Source organism: Acidovorax sp. 1608163 (genome assembly GCF_003669015.1).
Lineage (GTDB): Bacteria > Pseudomonadota > Gammaproteobacteria > Burkholderiales > Burkholderiaceae_C > Acidovorax.
Genome location: NZ_CP033069.1, coordinates 1,263,524 through 1,286,597 on the forward strand (window position 1 = coordinate 1,263,524; position 23,074 = coordinate 1,286,597).

The following is a 23,074-nucleotide window of genomic DNA, read 5'->3' on the forward strand; positions in this document are numbered from 1 at the left end:
GCCCGCGTCTCGGCCGCTTCGTGGCCAGGATGGTTGGGCCCGGGTTGATCTGTATCGCCAAAGCAGCGAATGTCCACTTGGGGCATTCTTGGGCACCCCTCCTACAATGCGCTGCAATCAGCACCTGTACCCCATGAAAATTCTCATCTCCAACGACGACGGTTACCAGGCGCCCGGAATTGTGGCGTTGTACGAGGCGCTCAAGTCTCTGGCAGACGTTGAGGTGGTGGCCCCGGAGCACAACAACAGTGCCAAGTCGAACGCGCTGACCCTGCATTCCCCCCTGTACGTGCACAAGGCGGCCAATGGCTTTCGCTACGTGAATGGCACCCCCGCAGATTGCGTGCACATTGCGCTCACGGGGTTGTTGGGTTACCGGCCCGATCTGGTGGTGTCTGGCATCAACAACGGCGCCAACATGGGGGACGACACCATTTACTCGGGCACCGTGGGGGCGGCGATGGAGGGCTATCTGTTCGGCATTCCGGCCATCGCTTTTTCACAGGTGGACAAGGGTTGGGGCGAGATTGACGCTGCGGCCGCCAAGGCGCGTGAGATCGTGGCGCAGTTGCTGCACAGTAATTTGGTGGCCCCTGTGGCGTCTTCGGCGGCAGCGCCTTGGCTGCTGAATGTCAATATTCCCAACATGCCGCTGCAAGCGCTCAAGCCCCTGAAGCTGTGCCGCCTGGGGCGTCGCCATGCTGCAGAGCGGGTCATCACACAGGAAAGCCCCAGGGGCGAGGTGATGTATTGGATCGGCGGCGCGGGGCCTGCCAAAGACGATGCCGAGGGCACGGACTTCCATGCCACGGCGCAGGGCCATGTGTCGATGACGCCCCTGAAGGTTGACCTGACAGACCACGACCACCTGGGGTATTGGGCGCAAACCGCGGCCCGCATGCAGTCTGGCGGTACTGGCGGAGGCGGGCACTGATGCAGCGGCGCCCAGGTTTCCCCGCCAAATTGCCGGGGGCGTCCAACGCCCCGGCGGCCAAGCCCCCGGCACCAGCCTTGCCCGTGGCGGGCCGGGTGGCCGTGCCGACGGCGGTGGGCACGGGGCTTGATTCTGCGGCGGTGCGTGCCCGCATGGTGCAAAAGCTGGCAGCCGCAGGCATTGCTTCACCCCAGGTGCTGCAGGCCATGGGGCGGTGGAGCGCCATCGCTTTGTCGACAGCGCCTTGGGCAACCAGGCCTACGAAGACACCAGCTTGCCCATTGGCATGGGGCAGACCATCTCCAAGCCCAGCATCGTCGCCCGCATGTGCGAGTTGCTTCTGGGTGCTGAAGGTGCGCGCGCGGGTGGGATGGGGCGCGTTCTGGAAATTGGCACGGGCTGTGGCTACCAGGCGGCGGTGCTGAGCCTGCTGGCCCGCGAGGTCTATACGCTGGAGCGTGTGCGCAATCTGCATGAAAAAGCCCGTGACAATTTGCGCCCCTTTCGCTTGCCCAATGTGCATCTGCTGTTTGGCGATGGAATGCTTGGATATGCCAAGGGCGCCCCTTACGCCGCCATCATTGCGGCGGCGGGTGGCGACTCGGTGCCGCAGGCCTGGTGCGACCAATTGGCCGTGGGGGGGCGCTTGGTGGCCCCTATGGCGGTGGCCGGTGGTCAGCAAATGTTGCTCGTAATCGACAAAACGGTGCACGGTTTGAAACAAAACGTGCTCGAACCGGTTCATTTTGTCCCTCTAAAATCGGGGATTGCCTGAAGGGAATTGCTTATGTTCGTATCGCGTGGTCTTGTCGTTGGGTTTTCTGTGGCGATGGCGGGGGTTCTGCTGTCCGGCTGCGGCACCCGGCTGAGCAAGGCCCCAGTGGAAGATCGGGGAACGTCTTCTGGCAACGCGTCTGGCTCCAGCTCTCAGCCTGGTGTGGTGGTGGCAACGCCCATCAAGCCGTTGCCTGGCGCTGAAAATGCCGGCAAACCGGGCTACTACACCGTCAAGCCTGGGGATACCCTGATCCGCATCGGCTTGGAAAATGGTCAGGGCTGGAAAGACATTGCCCGCTGGAACAATCTGGAGAACCCTAACCTGATTGAGGTCGGGCAGGTGTTGCGAGTGAGTGCCTCAGTGCCTGCTCCCGCGCCAGCCGCCTCTGCGGCCGTTGCTTCCGACACCGGCGTGGTGACGCGTCCCGTCACATCGTCGTCTGTGACGCCAGCCGCTGCGGCCAGCGCATCCAGCGCTCCCAAGACGCCTGCCTCTGGTGCGGCGCCTGTGGTGGCCGTTGCAACGCCAACGCCTGCCCCTGCACCAGCGGCACCTCCCGCAGGTGCGGTCGAAGACGATGTGTCCTTCATCTGGCCCGCGTCCGGCGCTTTGTTGGCAGGATTTGATGAAGCCCGCAACAAGGGCTATGACATTGCCGGCAAGGCTGGAGACGCGGTGCTGGCTGCAGCAGACGGCCGTGTGGTGTATTCGGGGGCTGGTTTGCGTGGCTATGGCAACCTGATCATCCTCAAGCACAACAACACGTTCTTGACGGCTTATGCCCACAACCAGACCTTGCTGGTGAAGGAAGACCAGGCGGTGCGGCGCGGTCAGAAGATTGCCGAGATGGGCAACACGGATGCAGACCGTGTGAAGTTGCATTTTGAGATTCGCCGTCAGGGCAAGCCGGTAGACCCGGCGCGCTACTTGGCGGCCCGTTGAACGTGGCCAAATCTGTGTCAGTCAAAGGGGCGAAAGCCCCTTTGAGCGTTTTGGAGAGCGCAAACGCAGCACCGCCCGTCGCGCAGCCTGAATCCGAAGATGGGGCCCTGGGCGTCATCCAGTCTGTGGCAGAGGAGGGTTTGGAGGGCGAGCTGGCCGATGGCATTGCGGCAGAGTCTGAGTTGCGGACCATGTCTGTGCCTGTATCGCAGCACGGTGAGCGTTTGGATCGCGCTCTGGCAGAGTTGGTGCCTGAGTTTTCACGCAGCTATTTGCAGCAACTGCTGGGGCAGGGACTGGTGGCTGTCAATGGCCGGGTGGTGCCCAAGCCGTCAACCCGCGTCAAGGCCGGTGATGCAGTGGTGCTGGAAATGCGCCCTACGTTGCAAAGCCAGGCGTTTCGTCCAGAGTCCATGCCCATTGATGTGGTGTACGAGGACGCCCATCTGCTGGTGATCAACAAGCCTGCGGGTTTGGTGGTGCACCCGGCGCCTGGCAATTGGAGCGGTACCTTGCTCAATGGCCTTTTGGGGCGTGATGAGCGGGCTGCTTTGGTGCCTCGTGCGGGCATTGTGCACAGACTCGACAAGGACACGAGTGGCCTGATGGTGGTGGCGCGCGATCGGTCAACGATGGACGCGCTGGTGACCATGATTGCGGCCCGCGACGTCAGCCGCAAGTACCTGGCGTTGGCGCACAAGCCCTGGGTCGGTAATGCCCTGCGTGCGGTGAATGCACCAATAGGGCGTGATCCTCGCAATCGGCTGCGCATGGCGGTGGTGGATCTCTCTGCCCATGCAGGCAAGGCGGCGCGCACTGATATTCGCCTGCTGCAGTCTTGTGGGCAGGGGTGCTGGGTAGAATGCACCTTGCACACGGGGCGCACGCACCAGATTCGCGTTCACATGGCCTCGCTGGGGCATGCGCTGGTAGGGGACGCGTTGTATGGCGGCTCTCCCGTGGGGGCAATACAACGGCAGGCGTTACATGCCTACCGTCTGGCCTTCAGGCATCCGGTCACAGGTGAGGACTTGGTGCTGGAGGCGCCTGTGCCTGCGGATATGCGCCTGGCGCTGTCCGATTGGGGCCTGAGCTACAATCCGTAGCAATGGGCCGTGAGGCCTGAGAATGCCCGAAGACGGAATCCCGCCGGGCCCTGTCGTATACCGACCGCGCTTTCAGCGCCCTTTGACCAATCCCTGCTATCGGTGAGCCCTTCCTGTTGCGAGGGCCATTTTCCGGAATCGCTGAACCATGAATACGGTGGATGCCAAGCGGGTCCTAGAGACTGCCCTGATCTGTGCTCCTCAGCCCGTGCCTTTGCGTGAGTTGAGGGTGTTGTTCAATGATGCCCTGGGTTCAGACACGCTGAAAATGCTGCTCCAAGACTTGCAGCGGGACTGGGAATCTCGTGGTGTGGAACTGGTGCAAGTGGCGACAGGTTGGCGCTTTCAGAGCAAGCCTGAGATGCGCGAGTATCTGGACCGCCTGCATCCTGAAAAGCCGCCCCGGTATACCCGCGCCACGCTGGAAACTTTGGCCATCATTGCGTACCGCCAGCCGGTCACCCGGGGGGATATTGAAGACATTCGCGGTGTGACCGTGAACAGTCTGATCATCAAACAACTGGAAGACCGAGGGTGGGTGGAGGTGATTGGTCACCGGGAAACGGTGGGTCGTCCTGCATTGTTTGCAACGACCCGGCAGTTTTTGGATGACCTGGGGCTTTCATCGCTGGACCAACTGCCGGTGTTGGACGATCCTTCGTCCCACGCCAATGTGTTGGAGGCGATGGCAGCGGCCCAGTCCACAGGTGTACAAGAAGGTGGCGGGAGCGACTTGACTCCGCTGGAGGCTGCAGCTGATGTGCCGTCAGCGCAGGCTGCGGGCGCGGGTGGTGCTTTGGGCGGTGATTTGTTTGAAATGGCGGAGGACACGCTCCGCAATGACCAGGTAGATGCCAGTGATGGCGTCACAGGAACCCCACATGAATGATTCGACTCCAGTGAATGCGGAAGACCTTCCGCGCGAGCCACTTACCCAAGATGATGCTGCGCCTGCAGCACGGGCTCCACGCAAGCGTGCCGCAGCCAAAAAACCAGCATCCTCTGCGGCGGACCTGGCAGATGGTGTTGGCGCTGCTGTGGAGCCAGTAGTGTCTGGCGCCGCGCTGGAAAATTCTGCACCCGAGGCTTCGGCCGTTAAGTCCCGTGGCGGGCGTCCTGGTGCCAAGCCTCAGCCCTCTGCAGGTGCTGCGCAGGGTTATCAATTCTCTGACGTGGTGTCGGGCCGGTTTGACGATGAGGATGCCGAGGGTGATGCCCTGCCGGTCAAGCGGGTGCTGTTGCCACAGGTGGAAACCCCCAAGTTGCACAAGGTCTTGGCCCAGGCGGGTTTGGGGTCGCGCCTTGAGATGGAGCAATTGATTCTGGAGGGGCGGATCTCTGTCAACAATGAGCCTGCCCACGTGGGTCAGCGCATCCAGTACGGCGACCAAGTCAAGGTCAACGGCAAGCCCATTCGCTACCGCATCGACCCACCGCCACCCAGGGTGATCGCGTACCACAAGCCCGTCGGCGAAGTGGTGACCCACGATGATCCGCAAAATCGGCCCACGGTGTTTCGCAAATTGCCCCGACTCCAAAATGGCAAATGGCAGTCTGTGGGGCGCTTGGACTTGAACACCGAGGGCTTGTTGCTGTTTACCAGCTCCGGAGAGCTGGCCAACAAGCTGATGCACCCCCGGTTCGGGCTGGAGCGCGAGTACGCTGTGCGTGTCTTGGGCGCGCTCAGCAACGAAGAGAAGCAGCGGCTGCTTGATGGTGTGCGCCTGGACGATGGCATGGCCGCCTTCGGCTCCATTGAAGACGGTGGCGGTGAGGGATCAAACTGCTGGTATCGGGTCACGATCTCTGAGGGGCGCAATCGGGAAGTGCGCCGCATGCTTGAGTCGGTCGGGCATGCCGTCAGTCGTCTGATTCGCATCCGATATGGCGCCATGATGCTGCCCCGAGGGCTCAAGCGCGGGGCCTGGATGGAGTTGGATGATTCCGATATCCGCTCGCTGTTGCGCGCCGCAGGCGAGGGCAACGGTGCCGCGCCTGACCGCGATGGCGATGCGGGCGCGCAGCGGCGTGCAGGTGCAAACCCCCGTGGCAAAAGTGGTGGCCCGGGTGCGCCAGCCCGCCGCAACGACCGAGGTGCTGTGGGCGCCTTTGGCGGACAACGTTCACGCCGTCGTGATGATGGTGGTTCAGGCTCGGCAGGTGATCGCCAGCGTGGTGGAGCCCAGCCCGACCCGATGAAAACGTCGGTGGGATACATCGGGTCCGATAGCCTCTCCCGCCAACGCCAGGCGCAACGCGCCCCGGGTGGTGGTGGGGCTCGACGCGGCCGTGGTCGTTCTTGACCACGCAGCACGGTTAGAATCGAGGGTTTTGTCTGCTAGGCAAAAGAATTTCAGTAACATTTATTCAGGAATATCAACATGGCTATCGAACGCACTCTCTCCATCATCAAGCCTGACGCAGTGGCCAAGAACGTGATCGGCCAGATCTACGCCCGTTTTGAGGCTGCTGGCCTCAAGGTGGTGGCTGCCCGCATGGCCCACCTGTCGCGCCTGGAAGCAGAGCAGTTCTATGCTGTGCACAAGGCACGTCCTTTCTTCAAGGACCTGGTGGACTTCATGATTTCCGGCCCTGTGATGATCCAGGCTCTGGAAGGCGAGAACGCCATCCTGAAGAACCGCGAACTGATGGGCGCTACCGATCCTAAGAAGGCTGACGCTGGCACGATCCGCGCTGACTTTGCAGACAGCATCGATGCCAACGCCGTGCACGGTTCTGATGCTCCTGAAACAGCGCAAGTGGAAGTTGCCTTCTTCTTCCCTGGCCTGAACATTTACTCCCGCTGAGATGGCGGTCCCCATGACCTGTCCCACCTGCGTGGGGTGTATGTGCCATGGGGACAGCTGCGAGCGGTCTCGCGCAAGGCTGCCGCAATGACCACCAACCTCCTTGAATTTGACCTGGATGCGCTAATCGCTTTCTGTGAGCGATTGGGCGAGAAGCGTTTTCGCGCGACCCAGTTATTTCGTTGGATTCACCAGCGCGGGGCCAGCGACTTCGATGCCATGAGCGATTTGGCCAAGGCATTGAGAGAAAAGCTCAAAGGCTGCGCGCACATCGAAGCGTTACCCGTCATCAGTGAGCATGTGTCTGCGGATGGCACCGTCAAATGGCTTTTTGACGTGGGCGATGGAAACGCGGTGGAGTCGGTCTTTATCCCCGAGGATGATCGAGGCACCTTGTGTATTTCATCGCAGGCCGGTTGTGCCGTGGGGTGTCGCTTTTGCTCCACAGGTCACCAAGGTTTCAGCCGCAATCTCACTTCGGGTGAGATCGTCGCGCAGCTTTGGTTTGCCGAGCATGCGCTGCGTGCCCGGTTGGATACCTCTGACCGGGTGATTTCCAATGTGGTGATGATGGGCATGGGTGAGCCCTTGCAGAACTACTCTGCGTTGGTTCCGGCTTTGCGCGTCATGCTGGACGACCATGGGTATGGCCTGTCCAGGCGGCGGGTGACGGTTTCTACATCAGGCGTTGTTCCGATGATGGATCGGTTGGCCCAAGACTGCCCTGTGGCGCTGGCGGTTTCGCTGCATGCCCCGAATGATGCCCTGCGGGACAACTTGGTCCCGCTCAATCGCAAATATCCCATCCATGAATTGCTGGATGCCTGTCAGCGTTATTTGGAGCATGCTCCGCGTGACTTCATCACCTTCGAATATTGCATGCTGGACGGCGTCAATGACCAAGCTGAGCATGCCAGGCAGTTGATTGAGCTGGTTCAACCCGCACGCGGTCGCGGTGTTCGGTGCAAGTTCAATCTGATTCCATTTAATCCATTTCCAGCATCGGGTTTGACGCGATCGCCGCAGAATCAGGTGCTTGCTTTCGCCAAATTGCTCAGCGATGCAGGTATTGTCACGACAGTTCGCAAAACGCGCGGTGATGATATCGATGCTGCTTGCGGGCAACTGGCTGGAGATGTTAAGGACAGAACGCGCGCTGCAGAGCGCATGGCTAAACAACGCACCATTGTGCTGAAGCCGATAGCTTGATTCACTGACACAAAGAGGGGCGTTGTATGGTGAGATTGGTGGGGCGTATTCGAATCTATTGCCGTGGGGCGCTTTGGGTGTTAGGTGTGGCAAGCACGGGTTTTCTACTTCCTGGTTGTGCGACAAATGGGGGGGGCAGGCCTCTGACACCAGTTCCAGTGTGGTGACGCCCTCTGACGAGTCAGACGTGCGTCGGCGTGCCCGCATCCGGCTTGAGTTGGCGGCCAAGTATTTCGAAAACGGACAGGCCAGCGTCGCGTTGGATGAGGTCAAGCAGGCACTCGCAACTGATCCCACCTATGTAGATGCCCTCAATATGCGTGGGTTGATTTACATGCAGCTGAATGATGTGGCCCAAGCGGAGGACAGCTTCCGCCGTGCGATTTCTATGCGTTCTACAGACTCGAATCTGCTGCATAACTATGGCTGGTTGCTCTGTCAGCAAAGAAAGTATGCAGAAGCAGATCAGCAATTCGATAGGGCGTTGGCGAACCCCGCTTACGTAGCCAGAAGCAAGACCTTGATGGGCAAGGGTCTGTGTCAGTCGAGTTCTGGAAAATTAGAGGATGCCGAGCAATCCTTGCTCAAGTCATACCAACTGGATGCCGGCAATCCGGTGGTGAGTTATCACCTTGCTTCGCTACTGTTTCGCCGCCAAGAACTGACGCGCGCGCAGTTTTATATTCGGCGACTGAACAACAGCGGCATGGCCAACTCCGAGTCCCTTTGGCTGGGAATTAAGGTCGAGAAGGCGCTGGGCGACAACGTCGCAATGCTTCAGTTGGCTGACCAACTGCGCAAGCGCTTCCCAGAGTCGGCTGAAATGGGTGCGTACCAGCGTGGAGCCTTCAATGAGTGAGTCCACGGTTGCCCTGGCATCGGCTCAAGACGGTACGACTCAGCCCACTGCGGGTGAAATTTTGCGCAGTGCCCGTGAGGCGTCGGGTGTTCACATTGAGGCGTTGGCAGTGGCTCTGAAGGTGCCTGTCAGCAAGCTGGAAGCGTTGGAGTCCAATCGGCTTGAGTTGCTTCCCGATACCGTATTTATGCGGGCTTTGGCTTCCAGTGTGTGCCGGACACTCAAGCTGGATCCTGCGCAAGTCTTGTCTCTTCTGCCTCAGTCAAAAAATCCGCGCTTGATTCCTGAGCGATCCGATATCAACACACCCGTGAAAAGTGTGGCCGGCAAGACTTTTGTTTCCAGCGGTGGTTCGAGACATTCGTCGTGGTTGATGTTCGGTGTGTTCGTGCTGTTGATTGGAGCTGCTGCCGTTTTTTATTGGCCTGCTGGCTTTCAGCCTTGGAATTCGGGACCACTCTCCTTGGTGGGTAGCGCCGCTGTTACCCCTTCGGGCCAAGAGGCGTCGGCTTCAAAGACTGAGGAGATCGCTGCTGCTGTTCAGCCGCCGGTGGCGGTAGAGCCAGCGCCTGCTGCCATCAATACGGTTGCCAGTAGTGCGGTTGCCTTGCCCGTGGTCCCTTCTCCTGCAGTCGCTCCACCCGCTTCTGCTGCGTTGCCAGCGATCGCTGATACGTCTGCTGCATTGTTGATGCTGCGCGCGCGAGGGGACTCCTGGGTTCAAGTGCGTGATGCATTAGGGCGCGTGGTTTTCGAGAAGAAGTTAGCTTCAGGAGATGCAGCACCCGTGTCGGGGGTTTTGCCCTTGAGCGTGGTTGTGGGGCGTGCCGATGTGACTGACGTCTTCGTTCGTGGCAAGCCCCTGGAGCTGAATGCTGTGTCGCGTGAGAACGTCGCGCGCTTTGAGGTGAAATAGTGAGCAACTTCACAAACGTTTCAGGCCCCATTCCGTTGGTAGCTCCTGCCGTGCGTAAATCTCGCCAGGCGCGAGTGGTTTGGGGCGATCGTGTTGTCACGGTGGGTGGTGGTGCTTTGGTGCGCGTCCAGTCGATGACCAACACGGATACCGTCGACGCTATCGGCACCGCGATTCAAGTCAAAGAGCTCGCCCAGGCGGGCTCTGAGTTTGTGCGCATCACGGTCAACACGCCTGAAGCGGCGGCGGCCGTTCCATACATCCGTGAGCAACTGGATCGTATGGGTGAGAACGTTCCGCTTGTGGGTGATTTTCACTATAACGGGCACACGCTCCTCACGCAGTTTCCTGCGTGCGCAGAGGCTTTGTCAAAGTACCGGATCAACCCGGGAAATGTAGGCAAGGGTGAGAAGCGTGATCGTCAGTTTGGTCAGATGATTGAAGCTGCGATGCGCTGGAATAAGCCCATTCGCATCGGCGTCAACTGGGGGAGCTTGGACCAGGAGTTGCTGGCGAGTTTGATGGATGTGAATAGCCGCCGAAGCCAGCCTTGGGATGCCCGTCAAGTCATGTACGAGGCGCTCATTTCCTCGGCTATTGAATCTGCGCACCGCGCAGAGGAAATGGGGATGGACGGCAACCAGATTATTTTGTCGTGCAAGGTAAGCGGTGTGCAGGACCTCATCGGTGTGTACCGTGAGTTGGCACGCCGGTGTGACTACGCATTGCACTTGGGGTTGACGGAGGCAGGTATGGGAACCAAAGGCACTGTGGCGTCTGCTGCAGCCCTTTCGGTGCTTCTGCAAGAAGGGATTGGCGACACGATTCGCGTGTCCTTGACACCCCAACCTGGTGAGTCTCGGAATCAGGAAGTCGTGGTTGCTTCCGAGATTTTGCAGGCTCTGGGTTTGCGTGTATTTGTCCCTAGTGTGACGGCTTGCCCTGGCTGTGGGAGAACCACCAGCACGACCTTTCAAGAGCTTGCCAAGCAGATTGATGACTTCTTGCGCTCGCAGATGCCGGTGTGGCGTGTCAAGTACCCCGGCGTTGAGGGATTGCGTGTGGCTGTCATGGGCTGCATTGTGAATGGCCCTGGGGAGAGCAAGCACGCGGATATCGGTATCAGCTTGCCAGGCACGGGTGAGTCGCCTGCGGCCCCTGTGTTTATTGATGGAGAAAAAGCCCTGACTCTGCGTGGCGAGAACATTGCCGCCGAATTCCATCAGATCGTTGAGAGCTACATTGAACGCCGATTCGGTGGCGTGGTTGCTGCCTAGCCATCTCTCGACGAGGTGCGCGTTTTTTCGCACCCTTGAAATATCAGATTTTAGAAAAGCAAAGCTGTGAGCACAGACAAAGTCGTAACCGCCTCAAAGGCGGAAAAAGTGACCTCGGTGAAGGGGATGAACGATATCTTGCCCCCAGACTCCGCCCGTTGGGAATGGCTGGAGGGTAAGGTTCGCACGCTGATGGATCGCTACTCCTACCGCAACATCCGCACCCCCATTGTGGAGCCTACAGCGTTATTCGTGCGCGGCTTGGGCGAGGTGACGGATATCGTGGAAAAAGAGATGTATTCGTTTGAAGACCGTCTCAACGGAGAGCATTTGAGCTTGCGCCCAGAAGCCACTGCTGGCGTTGTGCGGGCTGTCTCTGAAAACTCCATGCTCTATGACGGTGGGAAACGCCTTTATTACATGGGGCCTATGTTTCGCCACGAACGGCCGCAGCGTGGAAGATATCGCCAGTTTCACCAGATCGGTGCCGAAGCGCTTGGCTTTCCTGGGGCGGAAGTGGATGCGGAGCTGATACTTCTGGCCAATTCTTTATGGCGGGAGTTGGGACTGCAAGGTGTGCGCCTGGAGTTGAATAGCCTTGGTCAGCCGCAGGAGCGACAAGCCCACCGGGCCGCGTTGATTGCGTACTTGGAGCAACACAGCGAATCCCTTGACGAAGAGGCCCGTCGCCGACTCCATAGCAATCCGCTGCGTATCTTGGACACGAAGAACCCTGGGCTGCAGGCCATTGTGAATGCGGCCCCGAGATTGATCGATTTCTTGGGTCCAGAGTCACTGGCCCACTTTGACAGGGTCAAGGCGATTTTGGATGCGAATGGTGTGGCATGGACTCTCAATCCGAGGCTGGTCCGCGGCATGGACTATTACAACCTCACTGTTTTTGAGTTTGTGACGGACCAGCTTGGGTCTCAGGGCACTATCTGTGGTGGCGGGCGCTATGACTATTTGATGGAGCAAGTGGGTGGTAAGGCCGCTCCCGCCGTCGGCTGGGCTTTGGGAGTTGAGCGTGTGTTGGAGTTGTTGAAAGAGCAGGACAAGGCCGCGATTTCACTAGCCCCCGATGTGTATGCAGTGGTTCCCAGTATCTCGTCCCTCCCTGTGGCAATGAGGACGATAGAGCAACTCCGTGTTTTGGGTCTCTCTATTCAGATGCACGCGTCGGCATCTGCTGATGGCTCGATGGGTAGCATGAAATCGCAATTCAAACGGGCCGATAGCAGTGGTGCTGCGTATGCGTTCGTTTTTGGTGATGAAGAGCTAACGCGTGGCGTCGTATCCATCAAATCACTTCGCGATGGGGTGGGGGCCCAGGTCGAGCAATCCTTGGAAACCGTTTCTCTTTGGGCTGGCAACCTACAATCGCGCCCAACCAACTGAACTGACGTAAAGCATTCATGGCAAATCACTTAGATCTGGAAGAACAAGAACAGCTTGATCAACTCAAGCATTTTTGGAATACCTGGGGTACACCTATTTCTGCAGTTTTGCTGGTGGTGATGGGAGGGCTTGCGGCTTGGAATGGCTACCAATATTGGCAGAATCGACAAGCCTCTCAGGCGGCTGCTTTGCTGGATGCCGTGGAAGTTGCCGCCCAAGCAAAAGATCAATCACGCGTAGAGCAGGCGTTTACCGATATCAAGGCGAAGTACTCTGGTACGCCACAGGCCGATATGGCGGGTTTTGCTTTGGCAAAGACGATGCAGGAAGCCGGCAACCTGGATGCTGCTAAATCCGCGCTTGGTTGGGTGGCCGAGCAATCTACGGATGCGGGTTACAAGGCCATTGCCAGGCTGCGGTTGTCTAGTGTGCTGATGGAGCAAAAGCAGTTTGATGCAGCTTTGCAGCAATTGCAGGGCAGCTTCCCACCTGAGTTTGAGGGTGTCGCAGCCGACCGCAAAGGTGATGTTCTGATGTTGCTTGATCGCCGGTCAGACGCTGTGGTTGAGTACGGCCGGGCCTACAAGGCACTGGATGAAACCATTGAATACCGGCGCATGGTGGAAGTCAAACTGAATGCACTGGGTGTCGATCCTCAAAGCACGTCCTCTGGTGCTATTGCTTCGCCGGATGTAAAGAAATGAAATCAATAGCTTCCATGTCTTCACTTCGTCCGTCCAGATGGTGTGCGCGAGTTGCTCCTCTGGTGATTGCAATCGCTTTGAGCGGCTGCTCCATGTGGGGTGGAAGCAAAGCTGTCGCCCCTGATTTGGGAGAAAATATCCCGGTGCTGGGTGTTCGTCAGGCTTGGAGTGCCAAGGTTGGCGCTTCGTCTGGCGCAGCGTTGGATGTCCGTGTTCAGGACTATCGGGTGACGATTGCATCGTCCGAAGGCAGCCTGGTTGCGATTGACGCCCGAACCGGTGGTGATTTGTGGCGTGCAAGTCTTGGGGCGCCTTTATCGGCTGGCGTCGGTGGTGACGCTCGGTATACGGCGGTTGTCTCTCGATCCAATGCCCTGATCGTGCTGGACCAGGGTAAAGAAGCGTGGCGTCAAAGTCTTGCTTCGCAGGTATTTACGGCACCTTTGGTCGCTGGTGGCCGCGTATTCGTCTTGGCTGCAGATCGTTCGGTTTCAGCGTTTGATTTGAATACGGGGCGAAAGCTCTGGAACCAGGCACGGTCCGGAGGCGAAGCCTTGGTCTTGAGGCAAGGTGGCGTGATAGCGGCTGTGGGTGATACCTTGGTGGTTGGTATGTCAGGTCGGCTGGTCGGATTGAATCCTGACACTGGGACGGTTCGTTGGGAGGCTCCCTTGGCCAGTCCACGTGGAATCAATGACGTTGAGCGTTTGGTGGAGTTGGTGGGACGCGTTAGCCGTGTGGGGGATTCGGTTTGTGTGCGTGCATTCCAAGCCTCTGTGGGCTGTGTGAATGTGGTCCGAGATCGGGCCAATGTTGTTTGGTCTCAGCAGGCCAGTGGCTCTGAAGGTGTTCACGGTGACTCTGAAGCCATCTATGGTGCTGAGAGCAATGGACATGTGATTGCTTGGCGCCGCGATGATGGAACACGCTTGTGGTCTTCTGATCGACTCAGATTGCGAAAGTTGACAGCACCCTTGGTCTTGGGGCGATCTGTGGTCTTGGGCGATGAGTCCGGTTGGGTCCACTTTTTGTCGCGCGCCGATGGCGCTCCTCTGAATCGCGTCATGACTGATTCCTCGGGCATGGTTACGGCCCCAGTGGTTGCTGCAGATACTTTGGTTGTTGTCACGCGTAGTGGCGGCGTGTACGGCTTCCGTCCAGATTGATAGTGATAGGTATTGAATGAAGCCAGTTATTGCCCTTGTCGGGCGCCCAAATGTTGGGAAGTCAACACTTTTCAACCGTTTAACCAAATCGCGGGACGCTATCGTTGCTGATTTTGCGGGTCTCACGCGTGATCGTCACTATGGCAATGGGCGGCAGGGCAAGCACGAGTACATCGTGGTGGACACTGGTGGATTCGAGCCAGATGCTTCTGCGGGGATTTACCGCGAGATGGCCAAACAAACCCAGCAAGCGGTTGCCGAAGCTGATGTGGTTTTGTTTATCGTGGATGCTCGTGCTGGCGTTTCCGCACAAGACCATGACATTGCCAAATACCTGCGACGCCTGAGCAAGCCCTGCCTGCTTGTGGCGAACAAGGCCGAAGGTATGGTGGAGGGTGTTCAGCTTGCTGAGTTCTATGAGTTGGGTTTGGGGGCTGTGGTCCCTGCATCCGCGGCCCATGGCCAGGGTATTCGCGGCATCGTCGATGCCGCGTTTGCTCTTCTCAACATCCCCGATCTTGATGATGAGGCGGTTTCGGAAACTTCCTCTGATGTCATCAAGCTGGCTGTAGCAGGGCGACCTAATGTCGGGAAATCGACGTTGATCAATACTTGGCTGGGTGAGGAGCGCTTGGTCGCTTTTGACATGCCGGGTACCACGCGAGACGCGATTTCTGTGCCGTTTGAGAAAAATGGCCAGAAATTTGAGTTGATTGACACAGCGGGCTTGCGACGCAAAGGGCAGGTCTTTGAGGCGATCGAAAAGTTTTCGGTGGTCAAGACCCTGCAGGCGATTGAGTCCTCCAACGTCGTCTTGCTGCTCTTGGATGCGACCCAAGGGGTGACAGATCAAGATGCTCACATCGCTGGGTACATTCTTGAGAGTGGGCGGGCTGTTGTGATAGCAGTGAACAAATGGGATGCTGTGGATGATTACCAGCGTCAACTGCTCGAGCGTTCTATCGAGTCTCGGCTGTCCTTTTTGAAATTTGCATCTTTGCACTACATCTCTGCGAAGAAGAGGCAGGGCCTTGGTCCGTTGTGGGCATCCATTGCGCAGGCCCACAAGGCCGCAAACTGCAAAATGCCTACACCTGTCTTGACGAGGTTGCTATTGGAGGCCGTGCAATTTCAGAGCCCTCAGCGATCAGGCATGTTCAGGCCCAAGCTGCGTTATGCCCACCAGGGTGGCATGAATCCACCAGTGATCGTGATCCACGGTAACTCGCTGGAACATGTGACTGCGGCGTATAAACGGTTCCTTGAAGGTCGTTTTCGCAAAGAGTTTGAACTGGTCGGTACGCCACTGAGAATCGAGATGAAAACGTCTCACAATCCCTTCAAGGACGGCGAGAGCTCGTAGCCCAGTGGCTTCGTTGGCTTGAAAGGCGCTTGAACCAATGGCTCGGTGGGTTGACTGTCCGTCAGGGCCAAAGGGCAATGCATCATTTCACCTGCCAGCTATCCTTGGTGTGGTATGGTGCTGCTTTACAACAACATTTTGAACACGGAGCATATCGTGAGCAATAAAGGTCAACTTCTTCAAGATCCATTCCTGAATGCACTGCGGCGTGAACACGTTCCAGTGTCCATTTATTTAGTGAATGGAATCAAGTTACAAGGTCAAATTGAGTCTTTTGATCAGTACGTCGTTTTGCTGCGTAACACTGTGACCCAGATGGTCTACAAGCACGCGATCTCCACGATCGTTCCTGGACGTGCTGTGAATTTTTCGACTGCAGAGTCATCGGACACGGACGTTAGTGCTCAGTCCTGACGCTCATCACCGCCCTAAACTCTCCTTTGCTTGTGGCATATCTCATTAAGAGCGTGCCGAGGTCTGCACAATGAAGCCCCAAACGACACCTCCAGTCATCTTGGTCGGTGTTGATATGGGGCTTCCTCATTTTGATGCTGAGCTGGAGGAATTGGGTTTGCTTGCTCAAACGGCGGGGTTGAGCCCTGTTGCGCGTGTGACTTGCAAGCGCAAAGCTCCGGATGCCGCTTTGTTCGTTGGTAGTGGCAAGGCCGATGAGATCAGAATGCTGGCGCAAATGCATGGCGCCGTCGAGGTGCTCTTTGACCAGTCTCTAAGTCCTGCGCAGCAGCGCAACCTTGAGCGACATTTAGAGCTTCCTGTCAACGACCGTACTCTCCTCATTCTGGAAATTTTTGCTCAACGTGCCCGCAGCCACGAAGGCAAGCTGCAGGTGGAACTTGCCAAGCTGCAGTATTTGAGCACGCGTTTAGTGCGAAGGTGGTCCCACTTGGAGCGGCAGCGCGGTGGTATCGGCACACGTGGTGGCCCTGGGGAAACGCAGATTGAGCTTGATCGGCGCATGATTGGAGACGCCATTAAGCGGACGAAGGAGCGGTTGCTCAAGGTCAAGCGCCAGCGCTCTACGCAGCGCAAGCAGCGCGAGCGGCGTGACGCGTTCACCATCTCACTGGTGGGTTACACGAACGCAGGCAAATCGACTTTGTTCAATGCCTTGGTCAAGGCACGTGCCTATGCTGCCGATCAGCTGTTTGCAACGTTGGACACTACAACGCGACAGCTGTACCTTGCTGACGCGGGCCGATCAATCTCTTTGTCTGACACGGTTGGATTCATTCGTGATCTTCCGCACGGACTTGTCGATGCGTTTCAGGCGACCTTGCAAGAGGCTGTGGATGCTGATTTGTTGCTCCATGTTGTGGATGCGGCCAACCCTGCTTTTCCCGAGCAAATTCAGCAAGTGCAGCGCGTGCTGACCGAAATTGGCGCTGACCGAATTCCTCAGATTTTGGTATTTAACAAGTCTGATGCTTTGGCGGAGGCGTCTCATCCTCTTGTGTCAAAAGACACTTACGACTTGAATGGCATTTTGTGCACGCGGGTATTTGTGAGTGCCTTGACGGGGATGGGTGTCGGCGTACTGAGGGAAATACTCTCTGAGATCGTTTCGCGTGAAGCCGCAGAGATGTCCCCAGCTGACGGGGCTGAATTTTCAGAGCTTTCGGCTTGATTGGGCACAATGCTGCTCTGATCGTTACCTATAGAGACCAAGAGATTTTGCGCATGAATTTTCAAAATCGCGATTCGCGCTTAGCTGCATTGCAGAGGTTGGCATTAGGGGTTTTCAATCTGAATGACCCTAGATGGGGGCGGGGCGAAGATAAGCCCGATGAAGGTCGCCAACCCGGGGACAAAACGCCCAGTCCAAGAGACCGTGGCCAGGCGGCAGGCGGCGGGCAGTCCTCCGATCTGGATGAACTCTGGCGAGATATCAACCGCAAGCTGAGCGGTCTCTTTGGTGGAGGCTCAGGTGGCGGGGCTCCTAAAGGTGGGCAGCCTGACATGCGCAATGCGGGTGTTGGCATCGCCCTGATTGGGGGGATTGCTTTGGCGGTGTGGATGGCCTCGGGCTTTTTTATTGTCAAAGAAGGTCAGCAGGCCGTCATCACCCAGTTTGGAAAGTACAAGTCAACTGTAGGGGCTGGTTTCAACTGGCGACTGCCCTATCCAATCGAGCGCCACGAGTTGGTGTTCGTGACCCAAATTCGTTCTGCGGATGTTGGCAGGGATTCGATTGTCAAGAGTACTGGGCTTCGTGAATCAGCGATGTTGACCGAGGATGAAAACATCGTCGAAATCAAGTTCGCTGTGCAGTACCGATTGAGTGATGCCAGAGCTTGGTTGTTTGAGAGCAAAAACCCCTCTGACGCTGTAGTCCAGGCTGCAGAAACCGCTGTGCGTGAGGTCGTTGGGAAGATGCGAATGGACACGGCGTTATCTGAGGAACGAGACCAAATCGCTCCTAGGGTGCGTCAACTTATGCAGACGATCCTGGATCGGTACAAGGTGGGTGTTGAGGTTGTCGGCATCAATTTGCAACAGGGTGGGGTTAGACCTCCTGAGCAGGTACAAGCCTCGTTCGATGATGTCTTGAAGGCAGGGCAAGAGCGTGAACGCGCGAAAAATGAAGCGCAGGCCTATGCCAATGACGTTATTCCGCGAGCTGTGGGGGCGGCGTCTCGGCTTGCTGAAGAGTCTTCTGCATACAAGGCAAGAATCGTTGCCCAAGCCCAAGGTGATGCGCAGCGGTTTTCCTCGGTTTTGACGGAGTACCAAAAAGCGCCTCAGATCACCCGGGATCGCATGTATCTTGATGCGATGCAGCAAATTTATGGGAATGTGACTAAGGTGATTGTGGAGTCTCGCCAAGGTTCGAACCTGTTGTATATGCCTTTGGACAAGATCATGCAAAGTGCTGCCAGTGCTCCGGGGGCTGCTTTGATTGAGCCTGCTTCCGGTGTTTCGGGGAGCGTTGTTCCGCAAGCCTCTTCAAACTCGGCGCCCGTTGACGTCAGGGGGCGTGACAGTGGTCGTAGCCGTGAGCGCGAAGTTCGCTAGGAGAGTTTTGTGAATCGAATTGGATTTATTGCTACAACTTTTCTGGTTGTGCTGGCCTTGATGAGTTCTATGTTCTTCGTGGTTGATCAACGCCAGTTTGGTGTCGTCTACGCACTAGGACAAATTAAAGAGGTCATCACCGAACCCGGCTTGAACTTCAAGTTACCGCCGCCTTTTCAGAATGTTTCATACATTGACAAGCGGCTTCTAACGCTGGACAGCAAGGACACGGAGCCTATGCTGACGGCCGAAAAGCAGCGGGTCGTGATTGATTGGTATGTGCGCTGGCGTATTTCGGAACCTGCCCAATACATCCGCAATGTCGGGCTGGATGAGGAGGCAGGCGCCGCTCAACTCAATCGCGTTGTTCGGAATGCTTTCCAGGAAGAAATCAATAAACGCACGGTCAAGGAACTCCTCTCTCTGAAGCGAGAAGCCGTCATGGAAGACGTCAAGCGAGAGGTATTGGGTGCCGTGCGTGGCGCAAAGCCTTGGGGTGTCGATGTTGTTGATGTCCGCATCACACGGGTCGATTATGTGGAAGCTATCACCGAATCCGTGTACCGTCGGATGGAGGCGGAGCGTAAGCGGGTTGCCAACGAGTTGCGCTCAACAGGTGCTGCTGAAGGTGAGAAAATTCGCGCCGATGCAGATCGCCAGCGCGAAGTTGCGATTGCAAATGCAAATCGAGACGCTCAGAGAGTCAAGGGTGAGGGTGATGCTGAGGCTGCTCGCGTCTATGCCGAGGCTTTTGGTCGCGATGCTCAGTTTGCACATTTTTATCGCAGCCTGGAGGCTTACAAAGCGACTTTGAGCAAGAAATCTGATTTGATTGTTGTGGATCCATCGACATCAGATTTTTTCAAGGTCTTTCGCGATGGGCAGGGTGCTGGCAGTGCCTCTGCTCGTCGCTAGTCGCTTGCCCGATCGCATGATTCTTCGGCACCGATCTGTCTGAAGTTTTTGCATGCTGATCGGCACGAACCGGTAGGGATTGCTGGTCCTTGTTCGCTCACCCGGTAGAATTGCGGTTTTAACAGCCTCCCTCTTTCTACATGTCTGCTTGGATCCTGCCGGATCACGTTGCCGATGTTCTGCCCTCAGAGGCTCGACACATCGAAGAGTTGCGCCGAGGCATGCTCGATACTGCGCGCAGCTATGGGTACGAATTGGTCATCCCACCCATGTTGGAGCACTTGGATTCTTTGTTAACGGGTGCGGGTGAAGCATTAAGTTTACAAACGTTCAAATTGGTCGATCAGTTGTCTGGCCGTTCTATGGGCTTGCGTGCTGACACTACACAACAGGTGGCACGGATTGACGCCCATCTGCTCAATCGTCCAGGCGTAACTCGGCTTTGTTATTGCGGGCCTGTTTTGCATACGCGACCCGACAAGCCGCATGCTACGAGAGAGCCCCTCCAGTTTGGAGCTGAAATTTATGGACATGCAGGGCTGGAAGCTGACATTGAGGCTCTGACTCTGGCTGTTGAGTGTTTGCATCGGGCTGGCATTGTCAAAATGACGATTGATCTTGCAGATGTTCGTATCGTTCGTTGCCTTCTTGCTGGTGTGCAAGTAAGCCCGTCTGTATTGCGAGATTTGCATGGAGCATTGGCTCGCAAAGATTTGACGGAAATTGACCGTCTTTCGCAGCCCTTTCCAAAGGCAAGCCGAGATGGGCTGATGGCCCTTCCGGGGCTTTTCGGCGATGCGTCGGTTTTGGACAGGGCCCTGCGGGTGTTGAGTAGCTTCCCCGGGGTGACTGACTTGGTTGACGAGTTGAAGCGTTTGGCTTCAGCATTTAGCGATCAGACCGTTACCTTTGACTTGGCCGATTTGCGTGGATATTCGTATTACAGCGGTGTGCGTTTCGCTGTGTTCGCTCCTGGCGCCCCTGACGCTATGGCCCGCGGCGGTCGATATGACGAGGTCGGTGCTGCGTTTGGGCGCAACCGACCTGCTGCGGGCTTTAGTTTGGATATCAAGCAGATTGTGGGCGTCGTTCCTGCTAGATCTCTTCAAACAGCAATACGCGCTCCTTGGGTGGATTGTGTGGCCGTCAACCAGGCGGTTATCGCATTGCGCAGCCAAGGTGAGACTGTTGTCTGCATACTTCCTGGACATGAGAGTGATGCTGATGAATTCAACTTTGACCGAGAGCTGGTTGAAATATCCGGTCGCTGGACTGTTCGTGCAATCTAAGATTTTGAAAATTGAATTGGGTTTGAGATGAAAGCAACCAAAGGTCGTAACGTCGTCGTAGTTGGTACCCAATGGGGTGACGAGGGCAAGGGCAAGCTCGTTGATTGGCTTACCGAGAGTGCTCAAGGGGTGGTCCGCTTTCAAGGGGGTCACAATGCTGGTCATACATTGGTGATCAACGGAGTAAAGACGGCTTTGCACCTTATCCCCAGCGGCATCATGCGGCCTGGGGTCAAGTGCTATATCGGCAATGGTGTGGTGCTGTCTGCTGCCAAATTGTTTGAGGAAATTGAAGGTCTTGAGCGTGCAGGTGTTGAAGTCCGCTCTCGTTTGCGTGTGAGTGAAGCCTGTCCTCTGATCCTCCCTTTTCATGCGGCATTGGATGTGGCCCGTGAAGCAGTACGTGAGCAGGGTGGGGTAGAAAAAATTGGAACGACTGGTCGCGGTATCGGCCCAGCATACGAGGACAAGATTGCCCGTCGTGCCTTGCGCGTTCAAGATCTCAAGTATCCAGATCGTTTTGCCGCGAAGCTCAAGGAATTGTTGGCCCTCCACAACCATGTTCTAACGACCTACCTGGGCTCGGCCAAGTTCGTGTTCGGGGAGTCGCTTGCTCCGTATCTCAAGAATGGAGAAGTCCAATTCGATCCGGTCTACTCCGAAGCAATGCGGCATGCCGAGTTGTTGCGTCCCATGATGGCGGACGTGTCGTGCGAGTTGAATGCTGCACACAGTCAAGGTAGCAATCTGTTGTTCGAAGGTGCGCAGGGTACGTTGCTTGATGTTGATCACGGCACCTATCCCTATGTGACTTCTAGCAATTGTGTTGCTGGCAATGCTGCTGCGGGGGCAGGGGTTGGGCCGGGAATGCTTCACTATATTTTGGGGATTACCAAGGCTTATTGCACGCGTGTCGGCGGCGGTCCGTTCCCCACGGAGTTGGATTGGGAGGTTCCAGGAACTCCTGGATATCACATGAGCACGATCGGTGCAGAAAAGGGCGTGACGACTGGTCGGAGCCGCCGTTGCGGTTGGTTTGATGCTGCGCTGCTGAAGCGCAGTGCCCAAGTGAATGGTTTAAGTGGTTTGTGCATCACAAAGTTAGACGTCTTGGATGGCTTGACCGAGTTGCAGCTGTGTATTGGTTACGAGCTTGATGGTGAGCGTGTTGATCTGCTCCCCATGGGGGCAGACGATATTGCCCGCTGCGTTCCTATCTACGAAAGCGTCCCCGGTTGGGCGGACTCTACAGTGGGTGTGACGGAGTATGCAAAGTTGCCAGCGAATGCGCGGCGCTATTTGGAGCGCATAGAAGAGGTTACTGGCGTCCCGATTGCGATGATTTCGACCAGTCCGGACCGTGATCACACGATCCTGATGCGTCACCCCTATGCAATGAACTGACGCTTGGAGCAAGATGATGCTGACAGAAGATGGCAAGCACCTATACGTAAGCTACGATGAGTACCATAGCCTGATTGAAAAATTGGCACTCAAGGTGCATCAATCTGGCTGGGAATTTGACACGATTCTTTGTTTGGCACGAGGTGGTTTGAGGCCGGGAGACATTCTCAGTCGAATTTTCTCGAAACCGCTGGCGATCATGTCTACGAGTTCATACCGAGCGGAAGCGGGCACTGTTCAAGGCCATTTGGACATCGCGCGCTTCATCACGACACCCAAAGGCGAAATTGCTGGGCGAGTGCTGTTGGTGGATGACTTGGCCGATTCGGGTCACACGCTCAGGGCAGTGCTGGATATGTTGAGAACAAACTATGCGCCAATCACAGAGCTTCGCAGTGCCGTGATCTGGACAAAGGGGGTGTCTTCTTTCATTCCGGACTATTCTGTTGAATTCTTGCCCTCAAACCCTTGGATACATCAGCCTTTCGAAGGCTACGACAGTTTGGGACCCGATAGGTTGTTGGGAAAGTGGAAGCTTTGAGGTTTGGGGGGCAAAGTAGTGCTATGATCGAGGGCTTCGCTACTGAGACGGTTTAGATTGTTAAGGTGGCGAAGGGGATTGCAGAAAGTTAGGTTTTTGTTGTCGGCGGGTTAAAAACTGTTGTACAATCAAAGGCTGCGCTAAATGCGGTGGTTGTTCTGAAAAGGGTAATTGCTGCAAACTGCAAAGACCCTCAAGTTTGACAGGACTTTAAAACTTGTGCTAGAATTCAAGGCTCAGCTGATTGCAGCTAAGTCGGGAAAATAAAGAAAACTTCGGTTGCTTTGTGATCCGGTTCATTAAAAATATACAGCCGATAAGCGTGGGCGTTTGATGGCGAGTGCCAAGTTCTTTGGAACTAGTGCTTAGCACTACAAACGCTCATGAGAATAGAAGTGAAGTTCACTTCAATTCCGTTTTTATGAGTTAAGTC

The 23,074-nt window shown here is 56.6% G+C and carries 20 protein-coding genes and 2 pseudogenes; all 22 read left to right on the forward strand.

Going from position 1 to position 23,074, the window contains the following annotated elements; translation table 11 throughout:
- Nucleotides 1-133 precede the first annotated feature (133 nt).
- The 22 genes and pseudogenes from surE (at nucleotide 134) to EAG14_RS05755 (ending at nucleotide 22,641) form a co-directional block, all read left to right on the forward strand.
- Nucleotides 134-934, forward strand: coding sequence for a 5'/3'-nucleotidase SurE (gene surE, locus EAG14_RS05650; protein WP_099658742.1), 801 nt, complete (start codon nucleotides 134-136; stop codon nucleotides 932-934).
- Nucleotides 934-1,709: pseudogene (locus tag EAG14_RS05655) on the forward strand (protein-L-isoaspartate(D-aspartate) O-methyltransferase). The gene surE and the pseudogene EAG14_RS05655 overlap by 1 nt, the downstream one beginning before the upstream one ends.
- Nucleotides 1,710-1,721: 12 nt before the next feature.
- Nucleotides 1,722-2,654 carry a peptidoglycan DD-metalloendopeptidase family protein gene (locus EAG14_RS05660; RefSeq protein ID WP_121728313.1) on the forward strand — a complete coding sequence of 311 codons (933 nt, stop codon included), beginning with the start codon at nucleotides 1,722-1,724 and terminating at the stop codon, nucleotides 2,652-2,654.
- Nucleotides 2,655-2,656: 2 nt separating this feature from the next.
- On the forward strand, nucleotides 2,657-3,760 hold the full coding sequence (locus EAG14_RS05665) for an RluA family pseudouridine synthase (protein WP_371414402.1): 1,104 nt from the start codon (nucleotides 2,657-2,659) through the stop codon (nucleotides 3,758-3,760).
- Nucleotides 3,761-3,908: 148 nt separating this feature from the next.
- Nucleotides 3,909-4,649, forward strand: coding sequence for an SMC-Scp complex subunit ScpB (gene scpB / locus EAG14_RS05670; RefSeq protein WP_121728314.1), 741 nt, complete (start codon nucleotides 3,909-3,911; stop codon nucleotides 4,647-4,649).
- Entirely contained in the window at nucleotides 4,642-6,063 is a 1,422-nt protein-coding gene (locus EAG14_RS05675; protein ID WP_121728315.1) for a pseudouridine synthase, read from the forward strand. The genes scpB and EAG14_RS05675 overlap by 8 nt, the downstream gene beginning before the upstream one ends.
- A gap of 78 nt (nucleotides 6,064-6,141) precedes the next feature.
- On the forward strand, nucleotides 6,142-6,567 hold the full coding sequence (gene ndk, locus EAG14_RS05680; RefSeq protein WP_099656266.1) for a nucleoside-diphosphate kinase: 426 nt from the start codon (nucleotides 6,142-6,144) through the stop codon (nucleotides 6,565-6,567).
- A gap of 87 nt (nucleotides 6,568-6,654) precedes the next feature.
- Nucleotides 6,655-7,776, forward strand: a complete 1,122-nt coding sequence (gene rlmN / locus EAG14_RS05685) for a 23S rRNA (adenine(2503)-C(2))-methyltransferase RlmN (protein WP_121728316.1) — start codon at nucleotides 6,655-6,657, stop codon at nucleotides 7,774-7,776.
- 26 nt (nucleotides 7,777-7,802) lie between these two features.
- A pseudogene (pilW, locus tag EAG14_RS05690) lies at nucleotides 7,803-8,635 on the forward strand (type IV pilus biogenesis/stability protein PilW).
- Nucleotides 8,628-9,551: a RodZ domain-containing protein gene (locus EAG14_RS05695; RefSeq protein ID WP_121728317.1), complete on the forward strand. Its 924-nt coding sequence runs from the start codon at nucleotides 8,628-8,630 to the stop codon at nucleotides 9,549-9,551. The pseudogene pilW and the gene EAG14_RS05695 overlap by 8 nt, the downstream one beginning before the upstream one ends.
- Nucleotides 9,551-10,828: a flavodoxin-dependent (E)-4-hydroxy-3-methylbut-2-enyl-diphosphate synthase gene (gene ispG / locus EAG14_RS05700; RefSeq protein ID WP_121728318.1), complete on the forward strand. Its 1,278-nt coding sequence runs from the start codon at nucleotides 9,551-9,553 to the stop codon at nucleotides 10,826-10,828. Before EAG14_RS05695 ends, ispG begins: the two co-directional genes overlap by 1 nt.
- A gap of 126 nt (nucleotides 10,829-10,954) precedes the next feature.
- Nucleotides 10,955-12,226, forward strand: coding sequence for a histidine--tRNA ligase (hisS, locus tag EAG14_RS05705; RefSeq protein WP_240457027.1), 1,272 nt, complete (start codon nucleotides 10,955-10,957; stop codon nucleotides 12,224-12,226).
- Between the two features lie 17 nt (nucleotides 12,227-12,243).
- A complete protein-coding gene (locus tag EAG14_RS05710) occupies nucleotides 12,244-12,930 on the forward strand; it encodes a tetratricopeptide repeat protein (protein ID WP_121728320.1) in 687 nt (228 codons plus the stop codon).
- A gap of 14 nt (nucleotides 12,931-12,944) precedes the next feature.
- Nucleotides 12,945-14,096, forward strand: coding sequence for an outer membrane protein assembly factor BamB (bamB, locus tag EAG14_RS05715; protein ID WP_121728321.1), 1,152 nt, complete (start codon nucleotides 12,945-12,947; stop codon nucleotides 14,094-14,096).
- Nucleotides 14,097-14,112: 16 nt separating this feature from the next.
- Nucleotides 14,113-15,459, forward strand: coding sequence for a ribosome biogenesis GTPase Der (gene der, locus EAG14_RS05720; protein WP_099656259.1), 1,347 nt, complete (start codon nucleotides 14,113-14,115; stop codon nucleotides 15,457-15,459).
- A 156-nt stretch (nucleotides 15,460-15,615) separates the two neighbouring features.
- Nucleotides 15,616-15,873 carry an RNA chaperone Hfq gene (gene hfq, locus EAG14_RS05725; RefSeq protein ID WP_121730325.1) on the forward strand — a complete coding sequence of 86 codons (258 nt, stop codon included), beginning with the start codon at nucleotides 15,616-15,618 and terminating at the stop codon, nucleotides 15,871-15,873.
- Nucleotides 15,874-15,943: 70 nt separating this feature from the next.
- Nucleotides 15,944-17,104: a GTPase HflX gene (gene hflX / locus EAG14_RS05730; RefSeq protein WP_121728322.1), complete on the forward strand. Its 1,161-nt coding sequence runs from the start codon at nucleotides 15,944-15,946 to the stop codon at nucleotides 17,102-17,104.
- A 53-nt stretch (nucleotides 17,105-17,157) separates the two neighbouring features.
- Nucleotides 17,158-18,492 (forward strand): FtsH protease activity modulator HflK, encoded by a 1,335-nt coding sequence (hflK, locus tag EAG14_RS05735; RefSeq protein ID WP_121730326.1) that lies wholly within the window; start codon nucleotides 17,158-17,160, stop codon nucleotides 18,490-18,492.
- A 9-nt stretch (nucleotides 18,493-18,501) separates the two neighbouring features.
- A complete protein-coding gene (gene hflC, locus EAG14_RS05740) occupies nucleotides 18,502-19,407 on the forward strand; it encodes a protease modulator HflC (protein ID WP_099656257.1) in 906 nt (301 codons plus the stop codon).
- 140 nt (nucleotides 19,408-19,547) lie between these two features.
- Nucleotides 19,548-20,696 carry an ATP phosphoribosyltransferase regulatory subunit gene (locus tag EAG14_RS05745; protein WP_121728323.1) on the forward strand — a complete coding sequence of 383 codons (1,149 nt, stop codon included), beginning with the start codon at nucleotides 19,548-19,550 and terminating at the stop codon, nucleotides 20,694-20,696.
- A 27-nt stretch (nucleotides 20,697-20,723) separates the two neighbouring features.
- Nucleotides 20,724-22,100 (forward strand): adenylosuccinate synthase, encoded by a 1,377-nt coding sequence (locus EAG14_RS05750; RefSeq protein ID WP_121728324.1) that lies wholly within the window; start codon nucleotides 20,724-20,726, stop codon nucleotides 22,098-22,100.
- Nucleotides 22,101-22,116: 16 nt separating this feature from the next.
- Nucleotides 22,117-22,641, forward strand: a complete 525-nt coding sequence (locus EAG14_RS05755) for a phosphoribosyltransferase (protein WP_121730327.1) — start codon at nucleotides 22,117-22,119, stop codon at nucleotides 22,639-22,641.
- Nucleotides 22,642-23,074 lie beyond the last annotated feature (433 nt).